Here is a 24,058-nt window from a genome sequence, read left to right on the forward strand (position 1 = left end):
TCCATTTGTCTTCATGAGCCGGCTCTATATGGAACAAGATATGTACTATTTATTTTGAAACCTTTACTACCCCGCAAGCGATACGATTACCAGCGTTTCCAGTTGGGTCTGTTTTCTCGTCATCTGGTTTTTCATGAATCACAAAAGCAGTTCCTGCACTTTGAAAGAGTGAATTTTTTTGTCCGGCTTCCAGTGTAATTCCTTCGAGTTTTTTGGTTAATTGAAATGTTCCATCATTTTTGACTGTGATATTCCCCAAGTCCCCTGCATGATTTCCTAGTGGATTGAGATGGCCATGTTGTTTTCCTGTTGGATTAAAATGAGGTCCTGCTGATTTAAAATCCGGTGCAGAGCACTTACCTACTGCATGAACATGGAAGGCATGAGGGCCTGCGGGTAAATTTTGTGCTTTAACATCTACTTGTACCCCATCGTGAATCTCCGTTATTTTCACCGTTCCTACATTCATTCCTTTGGAATCAATCAACGTTGCTACGGCTTGTTTGGATGCGTGTGATGTACATCCTATTGTGAGTGAAGACAGCAAAAAAGGTAACAGAAGGAGATAAATACGCATTAGAAGTTCCTCCTCGATAAGTATTTATAACAATTATAACAAAATTTTCCGAATGATAACACGACTAAACTTCCCCTCACTTGTCCATACTGAATAGGGAGGAGGGAAAGTGATGAAAAAGTTTTTTGCACTTATAACATTTTTCTTATCGATGTGGATTGTATCAAGTCACCATATAGTAGAATCCAGTGTACCAAGTATTCCAAATGAAGCGGTGAGGCTGCGAATTCTCGCCAATAGTGATTCTGTTCAAGACCAGTGGCTCAAGCGTCAAGTTCGCAATGAAATCGTAACTGAAATGAAAACATGGGTACATAAACCAAAAAACATAGCGGAAGCTCGACAAATGGTTCGTCAACATCTGCCATTGTTTCAACAACTAGCGAAAGAAACAATTAAGAAATACGGCTTTTCGTATCCAGTCAAAGTCCAATTTGGACAAGTTCCTTTTCCAACAAAATTATATGGTGATCAAGTATATGCAGCTGGCAATTATGAAGCTCTCTTAGTAACAATAGGCTCTGGTAAGGGTGGTAACTGGTGGTGTGTACTTTTTCCTCCATTGTGTTTTGTTGATATGGGGAAAGGAGAGGCTTTTCCGAAAAACGACAGTGGTGCGGTTCTCTCTACCGATGTTCCAGAAAGGGAAGTATATGCAGAGGCTGGTAAAGATGAGAAACAGGTCAAAGCAAATCATTTAGAAGTTCGTTTCTTGTTGTTGGATAAAATGAAAACCCTTTTTAATTAGTTAGAAAAGACACTCATGAAAAAGAATGCCTTACATTTCACTTGGAGACTGTAGATTTTTCAAGTAGCTCCACAATAAGCAAATAAACCAGACCAAGAGGCAAAGAATGATGATTATCAAGTAAATGGTGAGATCATAAATTGATTTTCCTGAAGCTGTTTGTAAGAACAAAAATAGAATGAGTACGATCCAGGTAATTCCAGCAGTATGGATAGCTTTTCGAGCTTTATGCAAAGAAATAGTTGAATTTTGAAGGAACCATCCTATAATCGGGAGAGTTTGCATGCTATGAAAGCCTATAAAATGTATGATCATAATATTTCCTGCTTCCCCAACCCATCTTCCTTGCTCCATACTCATCCATAAACCTGATACAATCCCGCCTAAAAGAACTGCAATACAACTATATTTAACAGAGAGGAGAAGCAATGGGTGCTCTTCTTTTTTTGTTCGGAAAATAATAACCGTAAAAATAATAAATAATAGAATCAGTATGGCTGCCACATTTGTAATGAGATCATTCAAAAAAGAAAATGGAAGGTTCGTGTGGGTAAATCTGGCATTTATTCCCCTTAAGTTTTGTACCGTTTCACAAATGTATGCTACCAATGCTGTGACGATTAAGGGATACACAAGTATTTTTTTTCGTAAGGGTGTTGTAAGTTGTAACGTGGTCAGAAGAACGGCAGTTGTCAAGGCATAGATTCCAATCGCAAGATCAAAAGAAATTACATTTGAGAATTTTCCTTCGGGAGGTATATCATTACTACCATGAAAGATAAACAAACATCCACATAGTATTGCCACTATAATACCGATAAAACCTGTCCAAACTAACCCTTTCTCTTGAACATAAGTGTTTTTAAAAGTTTTAATGAAAGACATAGGAGATCACCTCTGAATATTATGTAAATAGAGCATATAACAGTAGGATGATATTAAAAACAAACAATAGACTGATATAATTTGAGACTAAAGTCTTATTGTTTAGATAATATATCAAGATTGTTTAGAAAAGGAGTTCCTTTTATTTTTTTCCAAATAAGATAAAAATGATTGTATCACGAAAGATTGTGCGTGGTTTGATTAAACAAATTCCTAAAAGAATACATTTATTGATGGTGAAATAAAGTAAAAAAAGCCTTACAAACGTCGCGGCGGCTCTGCTTTATCGACATGTTTTCACATGGATAATGCAGAACCGCCTGTGCTGGCACAGAGGTGTCAGCTGTAGTTGATCCCGAAGACAACACGATCCGCCTGGACTTCGACGATCTCGGAACCGGGGGCAGGCGTGAAGCCGTTCCCGTGGTTCACGCCAACAACCAGAGTCTTGGTCCGCTGCTGCCGCTGTCCGGACTGCGCGGATCGAACCGGTCGCTGCTGCTCCTGGCCAGGCTGCTGCGCGGGTTGAACCGGTCGCTGCTGCTCCTGACCGGGCTGCTGCGCGGATCGAACCGCCGCCAGCCGCTGCTGGAAGGTCTGTGCGGGTTGAGTTGTCTGTTGACGCTCGGAACGAGTCGTCTGCTCCTGACCAGACTGCTGTGTGGAACGGATTTCCTCCACGTACCCGGCGATCTGCCTGCCGAGTGGGGAGGAGTTGTCGGTCTGTCCCATCGCCGCCTTGGCGAATGCGAGCGTCAAGTCGTGCTGACTGAAGGTCATGAGTGTCCTTTCGACTGGGATTCTCTTCTCATCATAACATGGATTTATACAAAGAGTCATGTTATTCATTTTATAAAAAATATATAAGTCTATCATCTAGAAAAATAGGTATAAATAAGCTTTTGTCTCATAGATTGAAATCAAGACTATGAACAAAGGGAGTTTTGGGATGTTTTTTCTACGCAAAGCAGTGGAAGAAGATCGAAAATGGATAAATACTTGTAATTTAAGTGTATCTGGTGAGCCGGTACATAAAATCGATGATTATTTTATTGTGCAATCCTTTCTCGATCAAAAACCAATTGGAATGTTGGCGATTGAGTTACATGAGAGCGTAGGATACTTGCATTCGCTGCGGTTTGCAAATGGGACGCCAACAATAGAACAATTGGGTGCTTTGTTCGATCACTTGATGATGTATTGTCAGAAACAAGGAAAAAAACAACTCTGCTTGGTTGTTCCACCGACATCGAAATGGCTGCTGGATTTGGGTTTCACACCGTCAGAGAAAGTACCGGAAAGTATAGTAAATTCAACCCATTACAGACAAGTAGCTTCAAATGGCATGTTATTAAGCTATCCACTCCATCCTTAATTTGCATTTTCATCCACAATCCGATACCTTGAAAAGATAATAAGAAAACAAGGGGTATCAAAGTGACAACTGTAATTAACCTTACCTATGATCAAAAACGAGACTTTTATCTTCAACATTCCGATATAAAAAAAGCCGCCCATCTTTTACAAACAGGCGGCTTAGTTGCATTTCCGACTGAAACAGTCTATGGATTGGGTGCAGATGCCACCAATGAAGCAGCAGTCCGTCGGATTTTTCAAGCCAAAGGTAGACCTAGTGATAACCCGCTGATTGTACATCTAGCTGAGATGGAGCAGATCGAAGAGTGGGTAAGGGAAGTCCCTAGTGTTGCTAGACAACTTATGGAGCGATATTCACCTGGTCCTATCACCTATGTAATGAAACACCGAGAGGGTTTTGCAGCAGGTGTAACTGCTGGACTTTCTACTGTGGGTATACGTATACCTGATCATCCACTTGCTTTAGCATTAATAGAATTGGCGAATGTGCCAATTGCTGCCCCAAGTGCCAATCGGTCTGGCCGCCCAAGTCCTACTAGTGCAAGTCATGTAGCAGAAGATTTGAGTGGGAACATCGATCTCATTTTAGATGGGGGAAGTACGACAGTTGGGGTAGAGTCTACTGTTGTTGATGTAACAGGGGAGACTCCTGTTTTACTGAGGCCAGGTGGAATTACATTAGAAGATTTACAGGCAGTAGCAGGAGATGTATTAGTGGATACTGCTCTACAAGAAAAACCTCGATCACCTGGGATGAAATACCGCCATTATGCTCCGAAAGGGGAAATGTGGTTGGTGACAGGTGAAGACATGGCAGAAAAGATTCAAACTATTTCCCGGGAAAAGATAAAATCTGGATACCGTGTCGGTATATTAACTACATCAGAAAATGAAGATAAATATGTGGGAGTTCAAATAGTAGTTTGTGGAAGTCGTACTTATCCAGCATCTGTGGCAAAAGGATTATATGATGCATTACGTAAGTTTGATGCAATGGATATAGACTTTATTTTATCTGAAACGTTCCCATTGCATGGTTTATATTTGTCTGTAATGAATCGATTAAACAAAGCAGCAGAAGGAAGAACAATCTCATGATTAGGAGAATGCTATGATAAAACTGCTAGATGTATCGGATAGGTACACTGCTGAGCAAGTTTTACAACTACAAATTCCAGCATACCAAGTGGAAGCACGAATAATAGGGATGGATGATATACCGCCGTTAAAAGATACAATAGAGAGTTTGCAAAGCTCAACAGAAACATTTTTTGGGTATTATCATGAGAAAATACTTGTTGGTGTGATTAGTTTTCAAATCATCGAAGAGGTGTTAGATATCTATCGTGTTTTCGTTCATCCGACTTATTTTCGCAGGGGAATAGCTAGAACAATGCTCCAATTTTTATTTCATAAATATGAAAATCAAGTGAGCGGATTTAAAGTTCAAACGGGTTCTGTTAATATACCAGCAATTAACCTGTATCTTTCTTTGGGATTTCAAAAAGTAGACCAATTGACAGTAAATTCTATACTGTCTTTAACTGTACTTTATAGGAATTCAGCAGAAAATACCCACTTTTAAAATAAGTGGGTAGAAATCAAGTTATATATTAAGTTTATTAATTTTGACCATCTGTTTCCTACTACTTAGCAGTCATTCCACCATCAATAATGTGAGATGTTCCAGTGATGTATTTCGCTTTGTCAGAAGCTAAAAATAAAACACTCTCTGTTACTTCATCTGCTTCCAAATAACGTCCCATTGGAAGTAAGCTTAAAATTTGTTGTCTTCCCATCATTGGATCATCAGGGAAGAGAATTCTTTCCACATCATCCATCATAGAAGATTTCATAGGTGCCGGAATTACTGCGTTTACTCTTACTCCTGATGAGACGCAATCCAATGCAGCCGACTTCATAAATCCAAGCAGTGCATGAGATACCATAGAATAGGCAGAAAAGAATGGCAATCCTCGTAATCCAAAAACAGCTGATACAAAAAGGATACATCCGCTTTGTTGTTTTTGCATGACTGGCAGCACATATTTGTAATTCAAGAAAGAAGTCAATACATTGGTTTCAAACGTATCCATTATGTAATGTGATGAAATGTCAGAAGCTTGGGTAATAGGGCCATAAATACCTACACCATTGATTAAGACATCAATATTACCGAGTAAATCAACTGTTTTATCAACATAGTGTTTTACTTGTTCATCATCTCTGCAATCAGCTGGAATAAAAATGGAATCCGATCCATTTGGCAGTTGTTCTTTTAGTTCATCTAACTTTTCATTATCATTATCAATGAGGACTAGAAAAGCCCCTTCTTCTTGAAATCGTTTACTCAATGATGTCCCAAGTGTTCCCGCAGCTCCAGTGATCATCACAACTTTATCTTTGAATTCCACCTAAATCCATCCTCTCTATTTATTTTATTTTGAATAAACAAATAGGAAAATACAGTAATTTATGAGCGAATCATTTCCAGTGTGCAGTTACATCTAGCACATGAATAGTGCTGGAATTCCCTTTGTATTTATGTTTTTGAATTTATATTCTTCGGATATGTATAGCAACCTTGTTTACTTGATAATAGATAGGGTATATCCATTTTGCTGTTTGTTGCTCACAATTTATCTATTACAAACCAATGATAGAAAAGGTAGTTGTGATTTTAAACTTACATACATTATTTTGCTAACATACCGCCGTCAATAATATGAGATGTACCATTAATATATTTTGCTCGATGGGAAGACATATACACCGCAGTTTCCGCTATTTCTTCTGGTTCTACATATCGACCATAAGGAAGAAATCCTAAAATGTGCTTTCGTCCTAAGTGCGGATCACTTGGGAATAGTGCCTTCTCTACTTCCTCCATCACAGGAGAGTTAGTTGGAGCAGGTATCAGCGCATTTACTCTTACACCCGTGAGTGCTGCTTCAAGTGCTACGGACTTCATAAATCCAAGCAAAGCATGACAAGCAGTAGAGTAAGCTGCAAAATGTGGCAGGCCGCGAAGACCGTGCACAGCAGATGTAAACAAAATAGAACCATAGCGCTGCTTCTGCATTACTGGGTAAACGTATTTATAATTTAAAAATGCGGTTATAACATTTGATTGGTAAATTTCCATCAAATGAGATGTGTCAAGTGTGGTTGCTGGTTTTACATCACCTGTAATACCTACGCAATGGACAAATGCTTCAATCCCACCGAATAAATCTATTGTTTTGTTTACGTAGTGCTTTACCATTTCTTCATTTGTACAATCTGCATGGAAGTATAGGGCTTCTACATCTTTTGGTAGGTAATCTTTTAATGCATCTAAACCTTTCTGGTCTTTATCGATAAGTACTAAGATTGCCCCTTCCTCGTGAAAACGTTTGCTTAATACTTTCCCGATCGCTCCTGCAGCTCCAGTGATCATCACAACTTTGTCATGAAAATCCATTTTGTTCATCCTTTCATGGAGTCTTCCGATAAAAATTGGAAAAATCAATAGGAATTACTAATTATCTTTTGAAGATTGATAATTACATTAAATATAAATTAATGATAATGAAATAATAGCATATTCAAGATATTAAAAGTAGAAATTGTAAGAACAATAACTTAGTGCTAGAAAATGGAACGTAATTTATACTCATTCGTATGTCTTCCATTTTATCCATTCTATCTTTTTTCTTCTCTGCATAACCTTGTCTTATGAACCAAGGACAAGGAGGTTCACCATGAATATTAGCACATTGGCATGGGGACAAATTTTCACACTCAGCATCATCGCTATCGCTTTAGGAATGGATGCTTTTTCACTTGGATTGGGTCTTGGCATGCGTAAACCTACCCGTAACAAAGCTGTATTAATCAGTAGTTTTATTGCTATTTTTCATGTTTTCATGCCTTTGATTGGAATCTGGATTGGACAATATTTAAGTCTTTATTTTCATCATATTGCAGTTATTATTGGTGGTGCATTGCTCTGTTTACTCGGTCTACAGATGTTTTGGTCGAGTATTCAAGACAGGGAAGAAACTCTACCATTTAGTGATAAAACGATTATTGGGGTCATATTGATTGCATTCAGTGTAAGTTTGGATTCCCTATCCGCTGGGTTAAGTTTAGGCTTTTTTGCAACAGACCCGATGTTAACGGTCTTTTTGTGCGGATTGGCTGGAGGAATAATGTCTTGGTTTGGATTATATTTTGGGCGTTTAATGGGTAGCTGGATCGGGAAATATGGAGAAGTATTCGGTGGTTTTGTTCTCATTACACTGGGAGTCCAATTTATTTGGTAAGTATTTGTCAAATACTTTTGGAATGTGTTATACATGAGTAGTGGGGGTCTTTTTTGCGCATACCCACTGAAAGGAATGAAGAAAGGTGGGAAATAAGTTGAAACGTGTTTTGTTTGTCTGCACAGGTAACACATGTCGAAGCCCGATGGCAGAAGCAATTCTTACGCATATGTCGAAACAAAAACAATTCCCGCTAGAGGTTCGTTCAGCGGGAATTTATGCTGTACCTGGAGACAATATTAGCCCACAGGCAAAGGAAGTACTTACTTCGGAAGGTATCCAAACAGATCATCAAGCTCAAAGGTTAGATTATGAACTACTCGAATGGGCAGATGTGATTCTTACTATGACACAACAACATAAAAATGCAATCTTATTAGAATCACCTGCGTCGGATAAAAAAGTTTATACACTAACAGAATATATAACAGATGATTCATTTGATATTATGGACCCATATGGTTCTTCTGTTGAAGTATATCGTCGATGTGCAGAAGAGATATATCAGCATCTGGAAGACCTAATAAAAAAATGGTCGAGGGAGTAGTTCAAAAAATGAAAATAGCAGTTGGTTCGGATCATGGTGGTATTCATTTAAAGAAAGAGATTATCGCCTATCTGAAGTCTAAAGAAATCGATTTTGAAGATTGTGGTGCATATGTGGAAGAGTCTGTCGATTATCCCGATTATGCAGCTCCTGTAGGAAATAAAGTGGTAAATAAAGAAGTGGATTTAGGTATTTTGGTTTGCGGGACAGGCATAGGCATGTCCATCGCGGCAAATAAAATTAGAGGGATTCGTGCAGCAGTCGTTTCTGATGAGTTTTCTGCAAAAATGAGTCGCGAACACAACAACGCCAACATTCTCTGTCTTGGTGAGCGCGTAGTTGGACGAGATTTGGCATTGTCGATTATGGATGCATGGCTCAAAGCTTCTTTCCAAGGTAATAGACATGAAAGGCGTATCGAGAAGATCGCTAAACTTGAGGAATTACGTTAAATGGAACAGATTCATCAGGAAACAGCAGCAGCTCTTCAAGATTTGCTTGATGCATTTCCACTTGATGACCAGAAATTGCTTGTCGTTGGTGTGAGTACGAGTGAAGTGTTAGGTGAGCGAATAGGGAGCTATGGAAGTGATCAAGTTGCTGAAGCTATTTATGGGGTCTTCTCCGAATATATGCAGCGATTTGGATTTATGCTCGCTTTTCAATGCTGTGAACATCTCAACCGAGCACTTGTTGTATCGAGGGCAACAGCGGCACGATTACATCTAACAGAGGTTGCAGCAGTACCAGTAAGACATGCTGGAGGGGCGATGGCATCTTATGCATATCGTCATTTAGCCGATAGTATATTAGTAGAATCCATAGCGGCAGATGCGGGAATAGATATAGGCAGTACGTTAATCGGAATGCATGTAAAGCCTGTGGCAGTTCCCGTACGCCCCAAAAATCCTTATATTGGAAAAGCTTATGTTACGATGGCGAGAACCAGACCGAAGTTAATCGGGGGAAGTCGTGCTGTTTATGTACTGGAAAATAAATAACCACCAAAAGAGCGCTGACAGCAGCGTTCTTTTGGTAAATATTATTTTAATGAAAGTAAAAATCGGATCAGTTCAAGCATTTATTTTTTTCAGTAGTTCTTCCGCTGCCAATTTTATATTCTTTTTCCCTAGAATTGCAGACACAATTGCAACACCATCTATATTTGTTTCCATTATTTCGGATATGTTTTCTTCCTTTATCCCACCAATACCTACAATCGGAATCGATAGAGTTTTGCGAATTATGCGAAGTTCATCTAAGGATACATTTTTTGCATCTAGCTTTGTATTTGTAGGATACACCGAACCAATACCGATGTAGTCTGCCCCTTGTTCTTGTGCAAGAACGGCTTCGTCTAATGTAGTTGCTGACACGCCGATAAACATCTTTTCACCAATAAGTTTCCGTGCAACGGATATAGGTAAATCTTCCTGTCCGATATGCAATCCTTCAGCATTTATTGCAAATGCAATATCAAGACGGTCATTGATAACAAGTGGGACATCGTATTTTGAAGTGATTTCTTTTACTTTCATTGCTAGATGATAAAATTCTAAACTACTACAGTTTTTTTCTCTTAGTTGAACGATTGTTACTCCACCTTTTATTGCTTCTTCAACAGATTCAATGAGATCTCGTGACCCTAAAATATCCCGGTTCGTGACTAAATATAGTTTGTAATCAATTGGTTTGGTTAGTGCCATTTCATTTTTCCTCCAAGTAACAATGTATCTGCATACATCTTGGACACTTCATCAAATAAATTCACTTTAAATGTTCCAATTGCTTCTCGATCCGTCAGGCGCTGCTTCGCCCGTTCACCACTTAAACCCATTGTTGTAATTCCGGCAACTGCTGCAAGGAAATAATCATTTGTTATACTTGCATAAGTGCCTATTAATGAGGTACTCATACATCCAGTTCCGGTCACATCTGCTAACATTTTATCTCCATTTGAAATGGTGCACACTCTATCTGTATCTGCAACAATATCAACTGCACCTGTAATGGCAACAACAGATCCTAACTCTGCTGATAGTGATTTGGCAATTGCAACACCATTTTCTTCATCAGCAATGGAATCAACGCCTTTAATCTGAACTTCTAAGCCAGCAATCATTTTTATTTCTGACATATTGCCGCGAACAACTGCAAACTGGACTTCTTTTAAAAGTTTTGCAACCGTATCTGTTCGAAGAGTTGTAGCCCCTGCACCTACTGGATCTAAGATGACAGGAATACCTAATTGATTGGCTTTTTTCCCTGCTGTCAGCATAGATGGAATGGTTCGATCATTAAGCGTACCAATATTAATGACCAATGCAGATGCAAAAGTTACCATTTCTTCCACTTCTGCTATATCATCTGCCATGACAGGAGAACCCCCTAAGGCTAAAACTATATTTGCACAATCATTTACCGTTACATAGTTTGTTATATGATGAACTAACGGCTTTTTTTCTTTTACACAGGCTACTAATTCACTAATGTCATTAATCTTGGACATGTTTATCTCTCCCTAATGGTTTCCTGACAAATGTACGAATCAAAAATTGTAAAACAATATAAATGACACAAATCAATACCATACTCGGCACTGTTGCACCAAGAAAACTATCGATCTCTACGAATTTAAAATAAATAACTACCCCGATGATCCAAGTAACGATAGCAAGCCAATCTAATCTCAATGTTTTTCGTATTTTGGAGCGTTTCAAAATGAAGTAATCGGTTAATAAGATCGCATATAGTGGTGCAAAAAAAGAACCGATTGTATATAAAAATCCTTCATACCTCTCCATCGGAAAAACGATGGCAAGCAGAGTTCCCATTATCGTAAGGATCATTGCTACATGCTTTCCATTTAATTTTGGAAAGATGGTTGTAACGGAAATACCAGCAGAATAAGCATCCATAAAAGTTGTCGTAACAGTTGCCAAAACAACAATTCCTACAGCGAATAAACCGAGGTTTGCACTCATTAGTACTGCTACTGGATCAAACTCATGAAATGCAAGTGCAGCACCAAGCCCAATTGTATACATCCATGAGCTGCCAACCATATAGCCCAGGAAACTTCCAATTGCACCTTCCGAAGTTGATTTGGCGAATCGGGTATAGTCACTGATTAATGGAAGCCATGACAATGGCATAATGACAGATAATTCAACCGCTGCTCCAAAAGATAACCCTGAGGTACTTGGCTTTAAAAGAATTTCATCATTTTTAAAAACTACAAAACACAATACGATTGTTAAAACGAATAATAAACACACAGCTATACTATTTAACTTCTTCCAGGCATTTTGACCAAAATACAGCCAAATACAAATGAAGAAACCAATTACCAGACACCAAACCCATGGCTGATTAACATGATAGTTATTGGAAGTCACGAAATTGACAGATTGGGCACCTGTTAAAATCATAATTGCAGTCCAGCCAAGTAACTGCAAAACGTTTAAGATGGAGAATAGGTAACTGCCATAACTCCCAAATGAAATTTTAGTGGATTCCATTGCCGTTAAACGTTCACGCGATCCAATTACTCCTCCCAAAACAAGTAGCAGCGTTCCCATTACATGTCCTAATAAGATAGCGGTTAAACCTTTATAGAAACCTAGAGGTGCAATGAGTGCTCCTGTCATTATTTCCGCTACGGAAACGGCAGCTCCGAACCATAGTGTTGCAAAATTCCATTTCGTTATTTCTTCAAGATGATTGCTAGACATGGTGTTTCCCTGCCCTGTTATACAAGGAGTAAAAATGATGTACTGACCCAACACCTTTTCCAATTGAAAAAGAGTGCTGAATTGCAAGTGTGATATAATCTTTTGCTTCTTTAATCGCTGCATTTAGTTGAAAATCATTTGCTAGATTAGAAGCAATTGCTGACGATAATGTACAACCTGTACCATGAGTGTTTGCTGTGTCTATTCTTGCTGCATGAAAATAAGTAAATTCTTCACCATCAAAACATATGTCGGTTGCATCATTCTCACGGTGTCCGCCTTTAACAAGCACAGCTTTCGCCCCCAATGCATGCATTTGAATAGCAGCTTCTTCTATTTCTTTAAGCAGAGTGATTTTTCTACCTGTTATCACTTCTGCTTCTGGCAGATTAGGAGTTATAAGTGTTGCGATCGGGATAAGTTCATGAATGAGAGCCTCTTTTGCATTTGGACTCAATAAATCATATCCACTTTTTGAAACCATAACGGGGTCGACAACAATATGCTTTGGTGCATATTTTGTTAATTTTTCCACGATTACTTTTATCGTTTCGATTTGTGAGACCATCCCTATTTTCACGGCATCTACTTCAATATCACGAAAAATGGCATCAAGCTGACTGGCAATCAAATCCGGCGTCATGTCTTGAACAGCAAACACCCCTTGCGTATTTTGAGCTGTTACTGCTGTAATCACACTCATTCCATAAACACCATGAGCGGAAAAAGTTTTCAAATCCGCTTGAATACCTGCACCGCCACTTGAATCAGAACCGGCTATTGTTAATACTTTTTTCATTTTCTCTGCTCCTTTCTTTGTGAATAGAACTTGATTATTTCCAGATAAAAGAAGTGGCCTGCAAGTAAACATAAAAAAGCACAAACCCTCATGAGGACTTGTGCTCGAACAAATCGATGTTAGGAATACAAAATTAGATGTATTCACTCGCTCACTTTCCTACGCTGGCATTATCCAGATCAGGTTAAAGGGTCAAAGACTATCGTGTCTTAATCTCAGCCGACCATTAACGGCACCCCTAGTTCTATTCAAATTATAATTGTATTTCTATTTCATCTTAATTAATGCTGCTGATAAATTCAAGTGGTTAGCCAAACTTGATTCATTTTCAATATTCATTCCATTAATTTTTGAAATATTAACTTTTTGGAAACCATTTCCCATTGTAAGTATTATATATTTATGAATAAAGGGAATGATTTGATATCTCCCAATATACAAGAAAAGGTTGTAGATACGATGAAAAAAATAGCAAAAACGTTACTTGCTACTACTCTTTTAGTAACAGCTGCCGTTCCAGTTATCACATCGATTCCAGATGCACATGCTGCATATCAACATGCAACGAATAAAACATCAAAAGATCACAAACAAACCATTGATAAAATAGTAAAATTGGCTGCTCAAGGAAAAGTGATCAATAGTGAACAGTTTGGTTTGGGTTCTAAAGAGGAAGATATTATAAAAAAATGGGGACAACCCGAAAATAAGGAGGAATACAAAGGTTATCAGGAATATTTGGAATACAAAAAGCGTAAAGTGAGCTTTACCATTACCAAGGGTATAGTATCCAAAGTGACGACAACAGATAAACGAGTACTTGCGCTCTCACATGATGAGGTTCATAAAGCGTTAGGTGAACCGATCGATCATGATCAAGGTGCTGGGCAAATCTATGAAACGTATCAGTCGGGAAAAAACCTAATAGATATTCATTGGACAAATGTAACGGATAGAAAAGACGGATTAGAATTAGTAGAGCTTACTGTATATAAGAAGAATTGAGATTTTGTTCATCGGATCTGAAGTGAATGGAAAACAAACTAAAATGACGATCTAAATCGAAAAAGCACTTCTGGAATTTTTTTCAGAAGTGCTTTTCATCAATTTGAAAGTATTCTTTTGGTTATGGAATTAGGAGTTTCTTTGTTGATCTTTTATATTATTTGTTGTCTTTTTTTGTTCTTTTTAATAATTCATCCACAGCTTTGACATATCCACCAGCTTCTTGAAAAGCACGGCTGATTTTTAAGCTGTTTTGTTTGTAGGAGGGGTTGTTTAACGCTTCTAGTACTGCATTCCGCAATGAATCCACCTGTAAATTTTCTGGATCAAGCAAGAGGCCGGCCCCTAATTTTTCTACCCGTTCTGCTACCATAGGCTGATCATTTACGAGTGGTAACATGACAAGGGCATTTCCAAAGTATAATCCTTCACTTGTGCTGTTCATCCCGCAGTGGGTGATAAAAACATCACTGTGTTTTAAGACTTCTAGCTGTGGTACATAATTGCGCACGATAAAATTATCAGGGATAGGCCCAATATCTGTTGGGGATAAATGATTGCCTATGCTGAGAACCACTTTTATATCCAGATCTTTTAATGCATCCATGCACATTTGATATAAATCGGCTCGTTTATTGACAATTGTACCGAGAGCCATGTAAACTACCGGTTCTGTTTGCAGCTCATGGATAGGGAAATCCGTTTGGTCTTTTCGATCTATCAGAGAAGGTCCGACAAAGAGGTAATCGTCTCCATAAAGTTCAGACTCAGGCTGGAACAATCGAGAAGTAAACACAATGTGGGCGTCAGCTTCCACAGTCATGCCATTTAGAAAACCAGCGATGGAAATTCCATATTTTTTTTCTAGTCTTTTGTTTAGCTGTATCATTTGTTCTTTTTTTTCTTCAAATGCTTTTTTTGTTTCGGGTGACCATTTTTCCGTTACTTTTTTGAAAAAGTCGGATTTTTGATTGGAGGCAAAGGAAGACCATATCGCATAAGATGGTAACTTCTTCATGTCCGCAATCCATTTTCCAGGAGAATTCATCGCATCAAATAGAACATAATCATAAACTTCGTTTTGAATGTCTGTTAAAATTTCATCTGTAATCCATTCCATGGACTGCATCATTTTGTCCATATTACCAATCATAGGACTCCTGTTTTGATCCTTTTGGTTATGGAAGAAGCTTGCTATAAGCTCATTCATCAAGGTTTGTGCCTTTGAAGAGATCGAGCGAACTTCTGCACCTGTTTGTACCAGCTTGTCTTTGTAGTGATCACTTGTGTAATAGGTGACATGTTCTCCACGTCTTACTAATTCTGTTATGAAACCAATAGAAGGATTAATGTGTCCTTCCCCCATATAATTGACCATTAATACTCTGGACATTTTCAACACCTCATTTCAAAATATACACATAGTATCACTTTATTATATGAACGGAGTATGAATATCTGGAAAATTTGTATAAATTGATTAATATGACATTGGTATCTTTCCTTTTGATATGGGTTCTTAGAAGCAAAAATGGATACAAAGACATTGTGAATATTAGGAATATAAAAAGCACAAATCACATAAAGGTAAAGTATTTGAAGTTCGATAACAATGAATGCTTGTACTCACGAGAGAAATTTAAGATAATGGGGCAGAAAAAGGAATAATCGGAAGATCAAACACTACTATGCTGGGGAATTTTGAGCAAAACTACAGAACGGTGGGTTACTCCACCGTTCTGTATCCCAAACAAATAAAGGTTTTCCCATTTCTTAATTGTTGTGGCAATATCTCCAGTAGCTCTTTTCCATTTGCTAAAAAGCGATAGGCAAAGTTGTTAATCCCTGTGAGGACAATGTGAAGTGCCAGATAACGTTTTCTCTAGGGATGTTGAGATGGAGGTTAGGCATACGTTTCAGAAGGGTGGTAAACGCAATATCTGCTTCCACACGGGCCAAGGGCGCCCCTAGGCACTTATGAATCCCATGTCCAAAGGCGAGATGCCGATTGATCTTACGTGTAATATCCAGTGCCTCTGGATGCTCAAACTGGTACTCATCACGGTTTGCTGATTTCGATAAAGGAATGACCATATCTCCCTTTTTGATCTGCTGCCCGGCAAGCTCGACATCTTCCATAGCAAAACGTGGTCCCGTCATTGTAGAGGGCCCATTGAAGCGGAGCAGTTCTTCAACGGCTGAAGGAACTAGACTGAAATCAGCTTTTAGTTTCTCCAATTGCTCAGGATGATCCAACAACATCAGAGTACCAGTAGCGATCAAATTTGAGGTTGTTTCATGGCCAGCAAAGACTAATAACGTAATCATAGAGAGCAGTTCTGCCTCGCTGAGTCGATCCCCCTCTTCTTCAATAGCTACCAACTGGCTGATCAAGTCATCAACAGGATACTGGCGTTTGTCGGCCACAAGCTGCGCAATGTATTCGTTGAAAGCTTGTATGTTCTCCGCAACCCCAGGCTCTAGTTTTCCAAGTCCAAGACCATTTGCGATCACACCAGACCAGTTAAGGATCTTTGTCCGATCTGCTAGAGGCACTCCAAGCATGTCAGAAATGACGTTGATTGGTAAGGGATAGGCATAGTTTTTTACGAGACATTTCACCTTGTTCTTGTACCTGATCAAGTAATTCGTCAGCAATCTTTTGCACATGTGGACGTAAGCTTTCCATGAATCTGGGTGTGAAGACTTTGGATACCAATTGTCGCAACCGACGATGATCAGGATCATCGACAGAGAGCATGGAATCGCCCAAGAATCTAGGAGTAGCGTCAACTTTTCCGGTAGCAATTTGATGTAAGTCGTTGTTGCCATCAATAGAGCTGGGATCTACAGTAAAAAGGGTGTGATTTTTAAGAACCTGCATTGCCTCTTCCATACGTGTGACCATCCAAGCTTGACGATTTGTCCCTCCCATCGGAAACGAGATAGGAATAACGGCTCCCTTTGCTCGCATCTGCGCAAATGCAGGAAATGGATTTTCGCTGCCGTCACCACTAAACATACGGAATGCTGTTTTTTCTTGCATGGTTTGATCTGAAGTATTCATAACGATCTTCCTTTCTTAGGGGGGCTTTTTAGAGTAGGGTACCCAAATCACATGTTTGAACAAGAAGAAAAGGTAAGCTGGATAGTGTAGTTTGAGATTCTAATGTCGTTATTATTTGCCTTGATTTTGGACCATGTTTTTTATTATTCACAATCGCAATTTTTTTATCATGAAGTAGCTACTGGTTTTAATGCTTCTTTTGATTCCTCTTTTGGTTTCTCCAAAGATGAAGGAACTGTTTCGGAGGGATCAACTTTTCTTTTTTTGCGCACATCTATTAAGAAGAAGCTGAGAATCAATGCTACAACCGTAATACCTGCAGACCAATAAAATGAATCTTGAATTCCAGCCATAGAGCTTTGTATTCCAATTTGTCCATAAAGCATATTAGTTAGTGCAACCTTTGCTTGTTCGATAGGAATACTGAGTTGCTGAGCCATTTGGATCACTTGATCTAGAAATGATTGTTGAAATTGGGGGTCCATTGTATTGGCTGAGCTTCGGAATATCCCCATATGAAAGCTGGTGCGACTGGTAAAGATGGTAGTCATGAGACTGATACCAACTGATCCCGAAATGGATCGTACCGTATTGGACAATGCGGTACCATGGGGATTCTTTTCGCTAGGGAGCTGATTCAGACCGGCTGTTTGAATCGGCATCATGAGTAACCCCATACCAATCATCTGGATCATATAAAGAACCATGATATATTGGTAACTGGATGCTATCGTTAAGTTGGTAAATTCATAGGTTGTGACAAGGTTGATCAGCATCCCTACGACGGCAAGGGGACGAGGCCCTACTTTGTCAAACAAGATACCAGAAACGGGCGATAAGACTCCCATGAGAATTGCACCAGGAAGCATAAGCAATCCCGACTCCAATGGAGTGAATCCTCGGAGATTTTGCAAATAAATAGGAAGAAGGAACATACCACCATACATCCCAATGGTAGTGATCATACTAATGATATTGGATAAGGTGAAGATTGGATATTTTAAAATCCGAAAATCTAGCATTGGACGTTTGGAATTCAATTGTTGGAAGACAAACAAGATAATACAAACTACTCCAACGACAATCGAAATATCTACGATAAGATCGTTCCATCCTCTACTTCCTGCTTCACTCAACCCGTAGAGTGCTGCGCCAAAACCAATGGTAGAAAGAACAGTTCCTACATAATCAAGTTTTAGTTTTTTATTTGTTTCTCCTAAGTTTTTCAAAAGAAAACTGGAAATGACCAATATCACTAAAGCAAGTGGAGCGATACCATAAAACAATAATCTCCAACTGTAGTGATCTAATACCCAACCTGAAAGTGTTGGACCAATGGCAGGGGCAAACAAGATTCCTAGACCAAAAATCCCCATCCCTTTCCCTCTCATTTCAGGAGGGAAAATGGACAATACCATAGTCATACATAATGGCATCAATATTCCAGCACCAACTGCTTGTATCAGTCTTCCAACCAACAAAAAAGAGAAAATAGGTGCTAATCCACAAACAATAGAGCCGCCTGTAAAAAAGAGCATGGCAGTAAGAAATAAGTTACGCATCCCAAACCGCTGTATCAGAAAAGCAGATAAAGGAGTCAAGATCCCGCTCACAAGCATGTATCCGGTCAACAACCATCCTGCATCCGTTGTTGATACGTTAAACTCTGTAATCAAATGCGGGATGGCTACATTTAATAATGTTTGATTTAACACGGATAGAAACATCCCCAGCATAATAACGGCCAGCAAAGGAATTTGTGAACGAATAGAATGATTGGCTTGTTCTGTCATATTTGTTCACATCCTTTAGCGATGTATCTTAATGGTAGCATTCATGCCAGGTACTACTTGATCAGAATAATTTTCAAGTTCAATTTTAACAGGTACATACTCTACTTCTTTGGTGTAATCGCCACTGGCATTTTGAGATGGCAGCAAGGAAAATTCTGAGTTTGTCGCTTTGCCGATTTCTTTTACTTTCCCATTGATGGTTGTACCGTTGTCTACGTCTATAACTACATCTACGTCTTGCCCGACACTTACATTTTTTATTTCGGTTTCTTCGAGATTTGCAATAACGTACAATTTGTTAAGATCCACAACTTGTGCAAGAGTTTGACCAGGTGCTATCGTTTCGCCTTTGATTCCTTTATTTAAAACGATAGATCCTTCGATTGGAGATGTGATTGAAACAGTGCTTTTTCCAGTAACTTTTCCAATCTCTTCATTTTCTGTTACCTGTTGACCAACAGTTGCTTTCCAATCTGTTATTTTCCCGCTACTTAAAGAGGTAACTGGGACCATATCTCCACTAACTTTCGCATTGTCTGTAGAAATGAAATTGGCAGAATTTTGGTAATAGTTAATACCAACAATACCAACCACTACTACAACCAAAAATATAAATGTATTGATAGCAATGAGTTTTCCTGTTTTCATTTTCTTATCTCACCTTATCTTTCGATTTTTACTTCGGCATGTACACCAATGGTTAAGCGATCAATCGGTAAATTACTTACAGATATTTTTATCGGAATTCGTTGTACTTCTTTTTCGGTAGAACTAGCTGTATCAGCAGAAGAATCTTGATAGAACTCTCCAGTGGCTGAGCCAACCTCTACAACTTTTCCATCATAAGATTCATCAGATAAGGACTCGATTGTCACTTTTACATCTTTACCTTCCTTGATGCGGCTAATTTTATCTTCATCCATATAAGCCAGTATATAGGCATCATTTAAATTAGCTATTTGCGCGATGGTTTGACCTTGAAAGACTTTTTGTTTTACATAGACACTGGTTTTTACAATGGTTCCATCCATCTTAGTTGCTAACGGCTTATTTGAAATGCGTCCTACAACGTCTCCTTGCTTTACAGTGTCACCCTCTTGTACTTTCCAATCAGATAACACACCGGTTTGTGTCGCATTCAATGAATATAGATCTGCTTGTACTGTTGCATTATCGGTAGAAATATAGGTTTGTTGATCAGACACATATTGATAACCAAATGCCCCAATTCCCACCACCACGATAAACACGACAATTGTAGTTAACCATCGTTTCATTGGATTATCCTTCCTTTAATATCCCAACAAGCTTTTCAAGATGAACGGAGAGTTGTCGAAAATCTTCATCTGTAAGTTTTTCTAGGTATGTCCGATAATAGTGAGCTTGTGTAGCAGGGAAGTTAGCAAATAATTTTTTACTCTTCTGGCTTAAATCAACCCAAACCACTCGTCGATCTTTATCATCTCTCCTGCGAGTAACCATCTCTGATTTCTCCAAACGATCAATCACACCACTTACAGAACTCGGTTTGAAATCTAATTCCCTGCTGATTTCGACCATCGATAAGGAACCTTTTTGGTGGAGCAACCTTAAAACCTGTCCTTGTGGAATGGTTAAGTTATATTTTTTGAAGTGCTTATGCAGGATAGGAAGAGATTTTTTTAAACAAAAGTGCATAGCATTGACAAATTCCAGTACTTCATCATCAGTCAAATTATTCTCACCTCACATTAATATTTCACCTCGTTAATATTTTCTATAAGAACATTTTTTATTATATTATTTAACATAGTGAAATGTCAACTAATGAAAATATAAACAAAGGAAACAATCTATAGTTGGAAAAAGTGTATTAAAGGGATAGTGGCAGGTGAAGTGCTAGGGAAGGGGCTAGATTGACTTGAATATTTTTTGAAAAACTATTTGGTTTAACTGTTTATTTCAAAATTTATTTCGTCTCATTAGGAAGTAAAGAAGAAGTATAAAATGTAATTCGAATGAGGAAATAACATGTTACAAGAGATATGGTTTACCCTTTACAGGGTTAGAACCATGAAGAAATTACAAAAAAATATAAAATCCCAACTTATACTCCTCTTAACAGGAATATAAGTTGGGATTTTTGTTTGTTTTCTAAGCTTATTATCAACACTAATATAGCATTTTGCAAAGGAAAGGGATCACAATTCACCCTTTAAAAAAGTTTGGAGTTATTTTGTTTTGTATTAACCTCGAACAAACTTCAGACGTGACCAGTCAAACAATTTTCCAGGGTCTTGTTTTCTGTTAGGTGCGTATTCAGCATGTCCTACAATATGCTTTCTGTCCCTTTTAATCGATGGATGACGTTTAAAAATCCCATTCAACAAAATATTAAGTGAATTGTATTGAGCATCTGTAAATCCTATATTTTTAGATGAGATCATATTATATGTTTTTTCTGACATAATAGGTAGCATCTCATCGTGGGTTCCAATTGCTAATAATTCTATTCCGATAGAATATTCATTCATTTTATTTTTATAAGTTGGTAATCCTGGCAGCTCTCCTTTTCCTGCATGAAAAGCAACTCGATTTTCACCGACCAGACGATAGATCGTCCCGTCTCTTGCAATCATATAATGTGCGGAAGTCCCAGTGCTAACGAAAATACGATAAATATCTTGTATATTGTATGGATTTGTAGGTTTGATTGCGGCATTTGAGGTGAAATGAATCAAAACATGAGTGACTTCTTTCGTCCGTATTTTTGAATTTTGTGACGGAAGGTAAAGATTTTTAATTGTAGGCTCCTGAGATATTACTAGACTTATTACCAGCCCCAAAATGAGTAAACATGGCGCAAAAATGACCCAAACAGAATTTTTCATTATAATCAGTTTTCCCTTGTTCTTAGTTCTATACGGCGTAGTGACAGGAGTTTCTAGGAACTCTGACTTTCATTACCATGTGTTAATTCCCCAAATTTTGTTGGTCAAATTAGGGCTCTTCTCTAAACACAAAGGATGAAATTTTGTTATCATATTCACTAGGTAAATTAGCGATACTTTTGTCATCATTTGCCGAAAAACATTCTCCCCGGTATTTAGCATCTGTACAGAATGTTATCGCGAAAGTATTTGAATTAGACTTAAACTTGATGGAAGATATTTTATTATCAAAATTAAAGGTCTTTAGATCCTTCACATCGTAACAAAACGTTGCTGATTTCCCTTTGAAATTTTTGAGTTCATACACCGTAACACAATCATGTGCTGTGATAAATCATATTTATCTGTATTTTAAAACAGGCAAATAGCCCGACAACATAGAACAATGTAGTTTCCTCACTACATATTAGGTGTTTTTAAGACCTGCAAATTACTTACATTAGCTGTTCCTAGGTTAATAGACAGGATCGTGTCTGGAGCAGTTAATAATGTTCTAACAATAAGTGTAGTGTCCGATAGTTTTATGCTAACCATTACCTCCAGAAAAGAATAGTTGATACACTTTTTATTTTAAGGACGTGATGGTATTCGAAAAGGGTAAAAATGCGAATGGGAATTTCCTCTTTATTTAAGAACTAGAAGCAATAGTGTCCATCAAGAATAGAAACCAACTGTTGTACGTTAAACAGTTGGTTAATTTGTGTCTAGATTATATCCATGCATACCTAGGAAAACGATCACTGTATGATATTAAATCCAGATTAGTTCAAGCTTAGATACTTCAGTTCGTTTTAGCATTATGGGGTGTTAAGTACTAGCTTTTCCTTGGTTTTTTTTAACAATTCATCAGCAGCTTTTCTATATCCGCCAGCTGCTTGAAAAGAACTGCTTATTTTCAAGCTGTTTTCTTTGTAGACAGGATTATTTAAAGCTTCTAGAACCGACTTTCGCAATATATCTGCATCTAAGCTCTGTGGATCAAGCAAGAGGCCGGCCCCTAGTTTCTCTACCTGCTCTGCCACAATTGGTTGATCGTTTACAAGTGGTAACATGACAAGCGCATTTCCAAAATATAATCCTTCGTTTGTGCTGTTCATTCCACAGTGGGTGATAAAGACATCGCTGTGTTTTAAAACTTCCAATTGAGGAACATAGTTGCGCACGATAAAGTTATCAGGGATCGGACCAATGTCATCTGGTGTTAACTGATTTCCAATACTGAGAACAACTTTTCCATTGAGATCTTTTAAAGCTTCTATACACATCTGGTACAAATCTACACGTTTATTGACAATGGTACCAAGAGCCATATAGACAACACGTTCATCTTGTAATGCGTCGATTGGGAAATCAAGTTGCTCTTGTCGATCAACAATAGACGGCCCCACAAATACATAGCTTTCATCATAATGTTCTGACTCTGGTTGGAACAAGTGAGACGTAAAGATGATGTGCAGTTCTGAGTCGACGACCATTCCAGTTAGAAAACTAGGGACGGGAACACCATACTTTTGTTCTAATCGTTTTGTGATTAGTTCCATTTCGTGTTGTTTTGCTAGAAATTGTTCTTTCATTTCAGGTGACCACTTTTCCATCACTCTTTTGAAAATGCTCGACTTTTCATTGGAAGCGAATGTAGACCAGAGTGCATATGATGGTAATTTCTTTATGTCCGCAACCCATTTTCCAGGAAAACTTTGTGCATCAAATATGACATAATCATAAACTTCATTTTGGATATCTGTTAAAATTTCATCCGTAATCCATTCCATGGACTGCATCATTTTATCCATATTTCCAATCATGGGACTTGTTTCTTTATTGTCATGGAAATTTGCTACAACCTCTTTCATCAAAGCTTGTGCTTTCATAGAGACCGGACGAAATTCTGCCCCTGTATGCTGTAACTTTTCTTTATACAGATCACTGGTGTAATAAGTGACTTGTTCTCCACGCTGGACTAGTTCTTTTATAAGAGCGATAGAAGGATTGACATGACCTTCCCCTAAGTAATTGACCACTAATACCTTAGCTATTGTGAACACCTCGTTTCAAATATTAAAATCGTATCACTTTATTGTATGAGTGGAGAACGAAAATCTGAAAAAATTGTATAAATTGTTTGGATTATACAGTATATAAATACTTTTATATTTTTTTGTTCTGAAAATCGACATGTATCAGGCATAATAGTAAAATGAGATCGTTGTATGAAGCAAGCAAGATATACGAAAAATAAGGAAATAAGTAACTGGTGAAATGGAAATGAAATTAATGTAATGGGACGGT

At 38.1% G+C, this 24,058-nt stretch carries 28 protein-coding genes and 1 riboswitch; of the genes, 10 read left to right on the forward strand and 18 right to left on the reverse strand.

The window, feature by feature from the left end:
* Nucleotides 1–49 precede the first annotated feature (49 nt).
* On the reverse strand, nucleotides 50–577 hold the full coding sequence (locus AC5WOE_RS10660) for a superoxide dismutase family protein (protein ID WP_496050173.1): 528 nt from the start codon (nucleotides 575–577) through the stop codon (nucleotides 50–52).
* 112 nt (nucleotides 578–689) lie between these two features.
* On the opposite strand from AC5WOE_RS10660, the gene spoIIR reads away from it, so the two are divergent.
* The gene (spoIIR, locus tag AC5WOE_RS10665; protein WP_496050174.1) at nucleotides 690–1,325 is read left to right on the forward strand and encodes a stage II sporulation protein R; all 636 of its coding nucleotides are present in this window, start codon (nucleotides 690–692) and stop codon (nucleotides 1,323–1,325) included.
* A gap of 30 nt (nucleotides 1,326–1,355) precedes the next feature.
* Here the strand turns inward: spoIIR and AC5WOE_RS10670 are convergent, their stop codons facing one another.
* On the reverse strand, nucleotides 1,356–2,210 hold the full coding sequence (locus AC5WOE_RS10670) for a hypothetical protein (protein WP_496050175.1): 855 nt from the start codon (nucleotides 2,208–2,210) through the stop codon (nucleotides 1,356–1,358).
* 336 nt (nucleotides 2,211–2,546) lie between these two features.
* On the opposite strand from AC5WOE_RS10670, the gene AC5WOE_RS10675 reads away from it, so the two are divergent.
* The 4 genes from AC5WOE_RS10675 to AC5WOE_RS10690 all read left to right on the forward strand — a co-directional run bounded on the left by AC5WOE_RS10675 (nucleotide 2,547) and on the right by AC5WOE_RS10690 (nucleotide 5,172).
* The gene (locus tag AC5WOE_RS10675) at nucleotides 2,547–3,077 is read left to right on the forward strand and encodes a hypothetical protein (protein WP_496052560.1); all 531 of its coding nucleotides are present in this window, start codon (nucleotides 2,547–2,549) and stop codon (nucleotides 3,075–3,077) included.
* Between the two features lie 82 nt (nucleotides 3,078–3,159).
* Nucleotides 3,160–3,585: a hypothetical protein gene (locus AC5WOE_RS10680; protein WP_496050177.1), complete on the forward strand. Its 426-nt coding sequence runs from the start codon at nucleotides 3,160–3,162 to the stop codon at nucleotides 3,583–3,585.
* A gap of 56 nt (nucleotides 3,586–3,641) precedes the next feature.
* Nucleotides 3,642–4,685 carry an L-threonylcarbamoyladenylate synthase gene (locus AC5WOE_RS10685; RefSeq protein ID WP_496050431.1) on the forward strand — a complete coding sequence of 348 codons (1,044 nt, stop codon included), beginning with the start codon at nucleotides 3,642–3,644 and terminating at the stop codon, nucleotides 4,683–4,685.
* A gap of 13 nt (nucleotides 4,686–4,698) precedes the next feature.
* A complete protein-coding gene (locus AC5WOE_RS10690) occupies nucleotides 4,699–5,172 on the forward strand; it encodes a GNAT family N-acetyltransferase (RefSeq protein WP_496052561.1) in 474 nt (157 codons plus the stop codon).
* A 61-nt stretch (nucleotides 5,173–5,233) separates the two neighbouring features.
* Here AC5WOE_RS10690 and AC5WOE_RS10695 read toward each other — a convergent pair whose 3' ends face one another.
* Both AC5WOE_RS10695 and AC5WOE_RS10700 read right to left on the reverse strand, forming a co-directional pair.
* Nucleotides 5,234–6,001, reverse strand: a complete 768-nt coding sequence (locus tag AC5WOE_RS10695; RefSeq protein ID WP_496050179.1) for an SDR family NAD(P)-dependent oxidoreductase — start codon at nucleotides 5,999–6,001, stop codon at nucleotides 5,234–5,236.
* Nucleotides 6,002–6,282: 281 nt separating this feature from the next.
* A complete protein-coding gene (locus AC5WOE_RS10700; protein ID WP_496050180.1) occupies nucleotides 6,283–7,050 on the reverse strand; it encodes an SDR family NAD(P)-dependent oxidoreductase in 768 nt (255 codons plus the stop codon).
* Nucleotides 7,051–7,330: 280 nt separating this feature from the next.
* Here AC5WOE_RS10700 and AC5WOE_RS10705 point away from each other — a divergent pair, with 280 nt between their 5' ends.
* From AC5WOE_RS10705 to AC5WOE_RS10720, 4 genes are all read left to right on the forward strand, one after another.
* Complete coding sequence (locus AC5WOE_RS10705) at nucleotides 7,331–7,894, forward strand: manganese efflux pump MntP (RefSeq protein ID WP_496052562.1); 564 nt, start codon at nucleotides 7,331–7,333, stop codon at nucleotides 7,892–7,894.
* A 97-nt stretch (nucleotides 7,895–7,991) separates the two neighbouring features.
* Nucleotides 7,992–8,441 carry a low molecular weight protein arginine phosphatase gene (locus tag AC5WOE_RS10710; RefSeq protein ID WP_496050182.1) on the forward strand — a complete coding sequence of 150 codons (450 nt, stop codon included), beginning with the start codon at nucleotides 7,992–7,994 and terminating at the stop codon, nucleotides 8,439–8,441.
* Between the two features lie 8 nt (nucleotides 8,442–8,449).
* Complete coding sequence (rpiB, locus tag AC5WOE_RS10715) at nucleotides 8,450–8,893, forward strand: ribose 5-phosphate isomerase B (protein ID WP_496052563.1); 444 nt, start codon at nucleotides 8,450–8,452, stop codon at nucleotides 8,891–8,893.
* A complete protein-coding gene (locus AC5WOE_RS10720) occupies nucleotides 8,894–9,442 on the forward strand; it encodes a TIGR01440 family protein (RefSeq protein ID WP_496050184.1) in 549 nt (182 codons plus the stop codon).
* Between the two features lie 72 nt (nucleotides 9,443–9,514).
* On the opposite strand, the gene thiE is transcribed toward AC5WOE_RS10720, so the two are convergent.
* Genes thiE through thiD form a run of 4 tightly spaced genes read right to left on the reverse strand, consistent with a single transcriptional unit; the run spans nucleotide 9,515 to nucleotide 12,974 of the window.
* Nucleotides 9,515–10,147: a thiamine phosphate synthase gene (gene thiE / locus AC5WOE_RS10725; RefSeq protein WP_496050185.1), complete on the reverse strand. Its 633-nt coding sequence runs from the start codon at nucleotides 10,145–10,147 to the stop codon at nucleotides 9,515–9,517.
* On the reverse strand, nucleotides 10,138–10,950 hold the full coding sequence (gene thiM, locus AC5WOE_RS10730) for a hydroxyethylthiazole kinase (RefSeq protein ID WP_496052564.1): 813 nt from the start codon (nucleotides 10,948–10,950) through the stop codon (nucleotides 10,138–10,140). Before thiM ends, thiE begins: the two co-directional genes overlap by 10 nt.
* On the reverse strand, nucleotides 10,937–12,175 hold the full coding sequence (gene cytX, locus AC5WOE_RS10735) for a putative hydroxymethylpyrimidine transporter CytX (protein ID WP_496052565.1): 1,239 nt from the start codon (nucleotides 12,173–12,175) through the stop codon (nucleotides 10,937–10,939). Before cytX ends, thiM begins: the two co-directional genes overlap by 14 nt.
* Nucleotides 12,168–12,974 (reverse strand): bifunctional hydroxymethylpyrimidine kinase/phosphomethylpyrimidine kinase, encoded by an 807-nt coding sequence (thiD, locus tag AC5WOE_RS10740; RefSeq protein ID WP_496052566.1) that lies wholly within the window; start codon nucleotides 12,972–12,974, stop codon nucleotides 12,168–12,170. The genes cytX and thiD overlap by 8 nt, the downstream gene beginning before the upstream one ends.
* Before the next feature lie 139 nt (nucleotides 12,975–13,113).
* Nucleotides 13,114–13,224: riboswitch (TPP riboswitch) on the reverse strand.
* A gap of 209 nt (nucleotides 13,225–13,433) precedes the next feature.
* Here thiD and AC5WOE_RS10745 point away from each other — a divergent pair.
* Complete coding sequence (locus AC5WOE_RS10745) at nucleotides 13,434–13,979, forward strand: DUF4309 domain-containing protein (protein WP_496052567.1); 546 nt, start codon at nucleotides 13,434–13,436, stop codon at nucleotides 13,977–13,979.
* A gap of 157 nt (nucleotides 13,980–14,136) precedes the next feature.
* On the opposite strand, the gene AC5WOE_RS10750 is transcribed toward AC5WOE_RS10745, so the two are convergent.
* From AC5WOE_RS10750 to AC5WOE_RS10795, 10 genes are all read right to left on the reverse strand, one after another.
* Nucleotides 14,137–15,372, reverse strand: coding sequence for a macrolide family glycosyltransferase (locus AC5WOE_RS10750; protein WP_496050190.1), 1,236 nt, complete (start codon nucleotides 15,370–15,372; stop codon nucleotides 14,137–14,139).
* A gap of 422 nt (nucleotides 15,373–15,794) precedes the next feature.
* Nucleotides 15,795–16,601: a cytochrome P450 gene (locus tag AC5WOE_RS10755; RefSeq protein ID WP_496052568.1), complete on the reverse strand. Its 807-nt coding sequence runs from the start codon at nucleotides 16,599–16,601 to the stop codon at nucleotides 15,795–15,797.
* Nucleotides 16,546–17,046 (reverse strand): hypothetical protein, encoded by a 501-nt coding sequence (locus AC5WOE_RS10760; protein WP_496052569.1) that lies wholly within the window; start codon nucleotides 17,044–17,046, stop codon nucleotides 16,546–16,548. The genes AC5WOE_RS10755 and AC5WOE_RS10760 overlap by 56 nt, the downstream gene beginning before the upstream one ends.
* Nucleotides 17,047–17,213: 167 nt before the next feature.
* Complete coding sequence (locus tag AC5WOE_RS10765; RefSeq protein WP_496052570.1) at nucleotides 17,214–18,839, reverse strand: DHA2 family efflux MFS transporter permease subunit; 1,626 nt, start codon at nucleotides 18,837–18,839, stop codon at nucleotides 17,214–17,216.
* A 15-nt stretch (nucleotides 18,840–18,854) separates the two neighbouring features.
* Entirely contained in the window at nucleotides 18,855–19,487 is a 633-nt protein-coding gene (locus AC5WOE_RS10770) for a transporter (RefSeq protein WP_496050193.1), read from the reverse strand.
* A gap of 14 nt (nucleotides 19,488–19,501) precedes the next feature.
* Nucleotides 19,502–20,116 (reverse strand): hypothetical protein, encoded by a 615-nt coding sequence (locus AC5WOE_RS10775; RefSeq protein WP_496052571.1) that lies wholly within the window; start codon nucleotides 20,114–20,116, stop codon nucleotides 19,502–19,504.
* 4 nt (nucleotides 20,117–20,120) lie between these two features.
* Nucleotides 20,121–20,552 carry a MarR family winged helix-turn-helix transcriptional regulator gene (locus tag AC5WOE_RS10780; RefSeq protein ID WP_496050195.1) on the reverse strand — a complete coding sequence of 144 codons (432 nt, stop codon included), beginning with the start codon at nucleotides 20,550–20,552 and terminating at the stop codon, nucleotides 20,121–20,123.
* A 512-nt stretch (nucleotides 20,553–21,064) separates the two neighbouring features.
* A complete protein-coding gene (locus AC5WOE_RS10785) occupies nucleotides 21,065–21,709 on the reverse strand; it encodes an N-acetylmuramoyl-L-alanine amidase (RefSeq protein WP_496052572.1) in 645 nt (214 codons plus the stop codon).
* A 109-nt stretch (nucleotides 21,710–21,818) separates the two neighbouring features.
* Nucleotides 21,819–22,076: a beta/gamma crystallin-related protein gene (locus AC5WOE_RS10790; RefSeq protein WP_496050197.1), complete on the reverse strand. Its 258-nt coding sequence runs from the start codon at nucleotides 22,074–22,076 to the stop codon at nucleotides 21,819–21,821.
* A gap of 490 nt (nucleotides 22,077–22,566) precedes the next feature.
* The gene (locus AC5WOE_RS10795) at nucleotides 22,567–23,814 is read right to left on the reverse strand and encodes a macrolide family glycosyltransferase (RefSeq protein WP_496052573.1); all 1,248 of its coding nucleotides are present in this window, start codon (nucleotides 23,812–23,814) and stop codon (nucleotides 22,567–22,569) included.
* Nucleotides 23,815–24,058 lie beyond the last annotated feature (244 nt).

This window comes from Shimazuella sp. NTD248, from assembly GCF_059510395.1.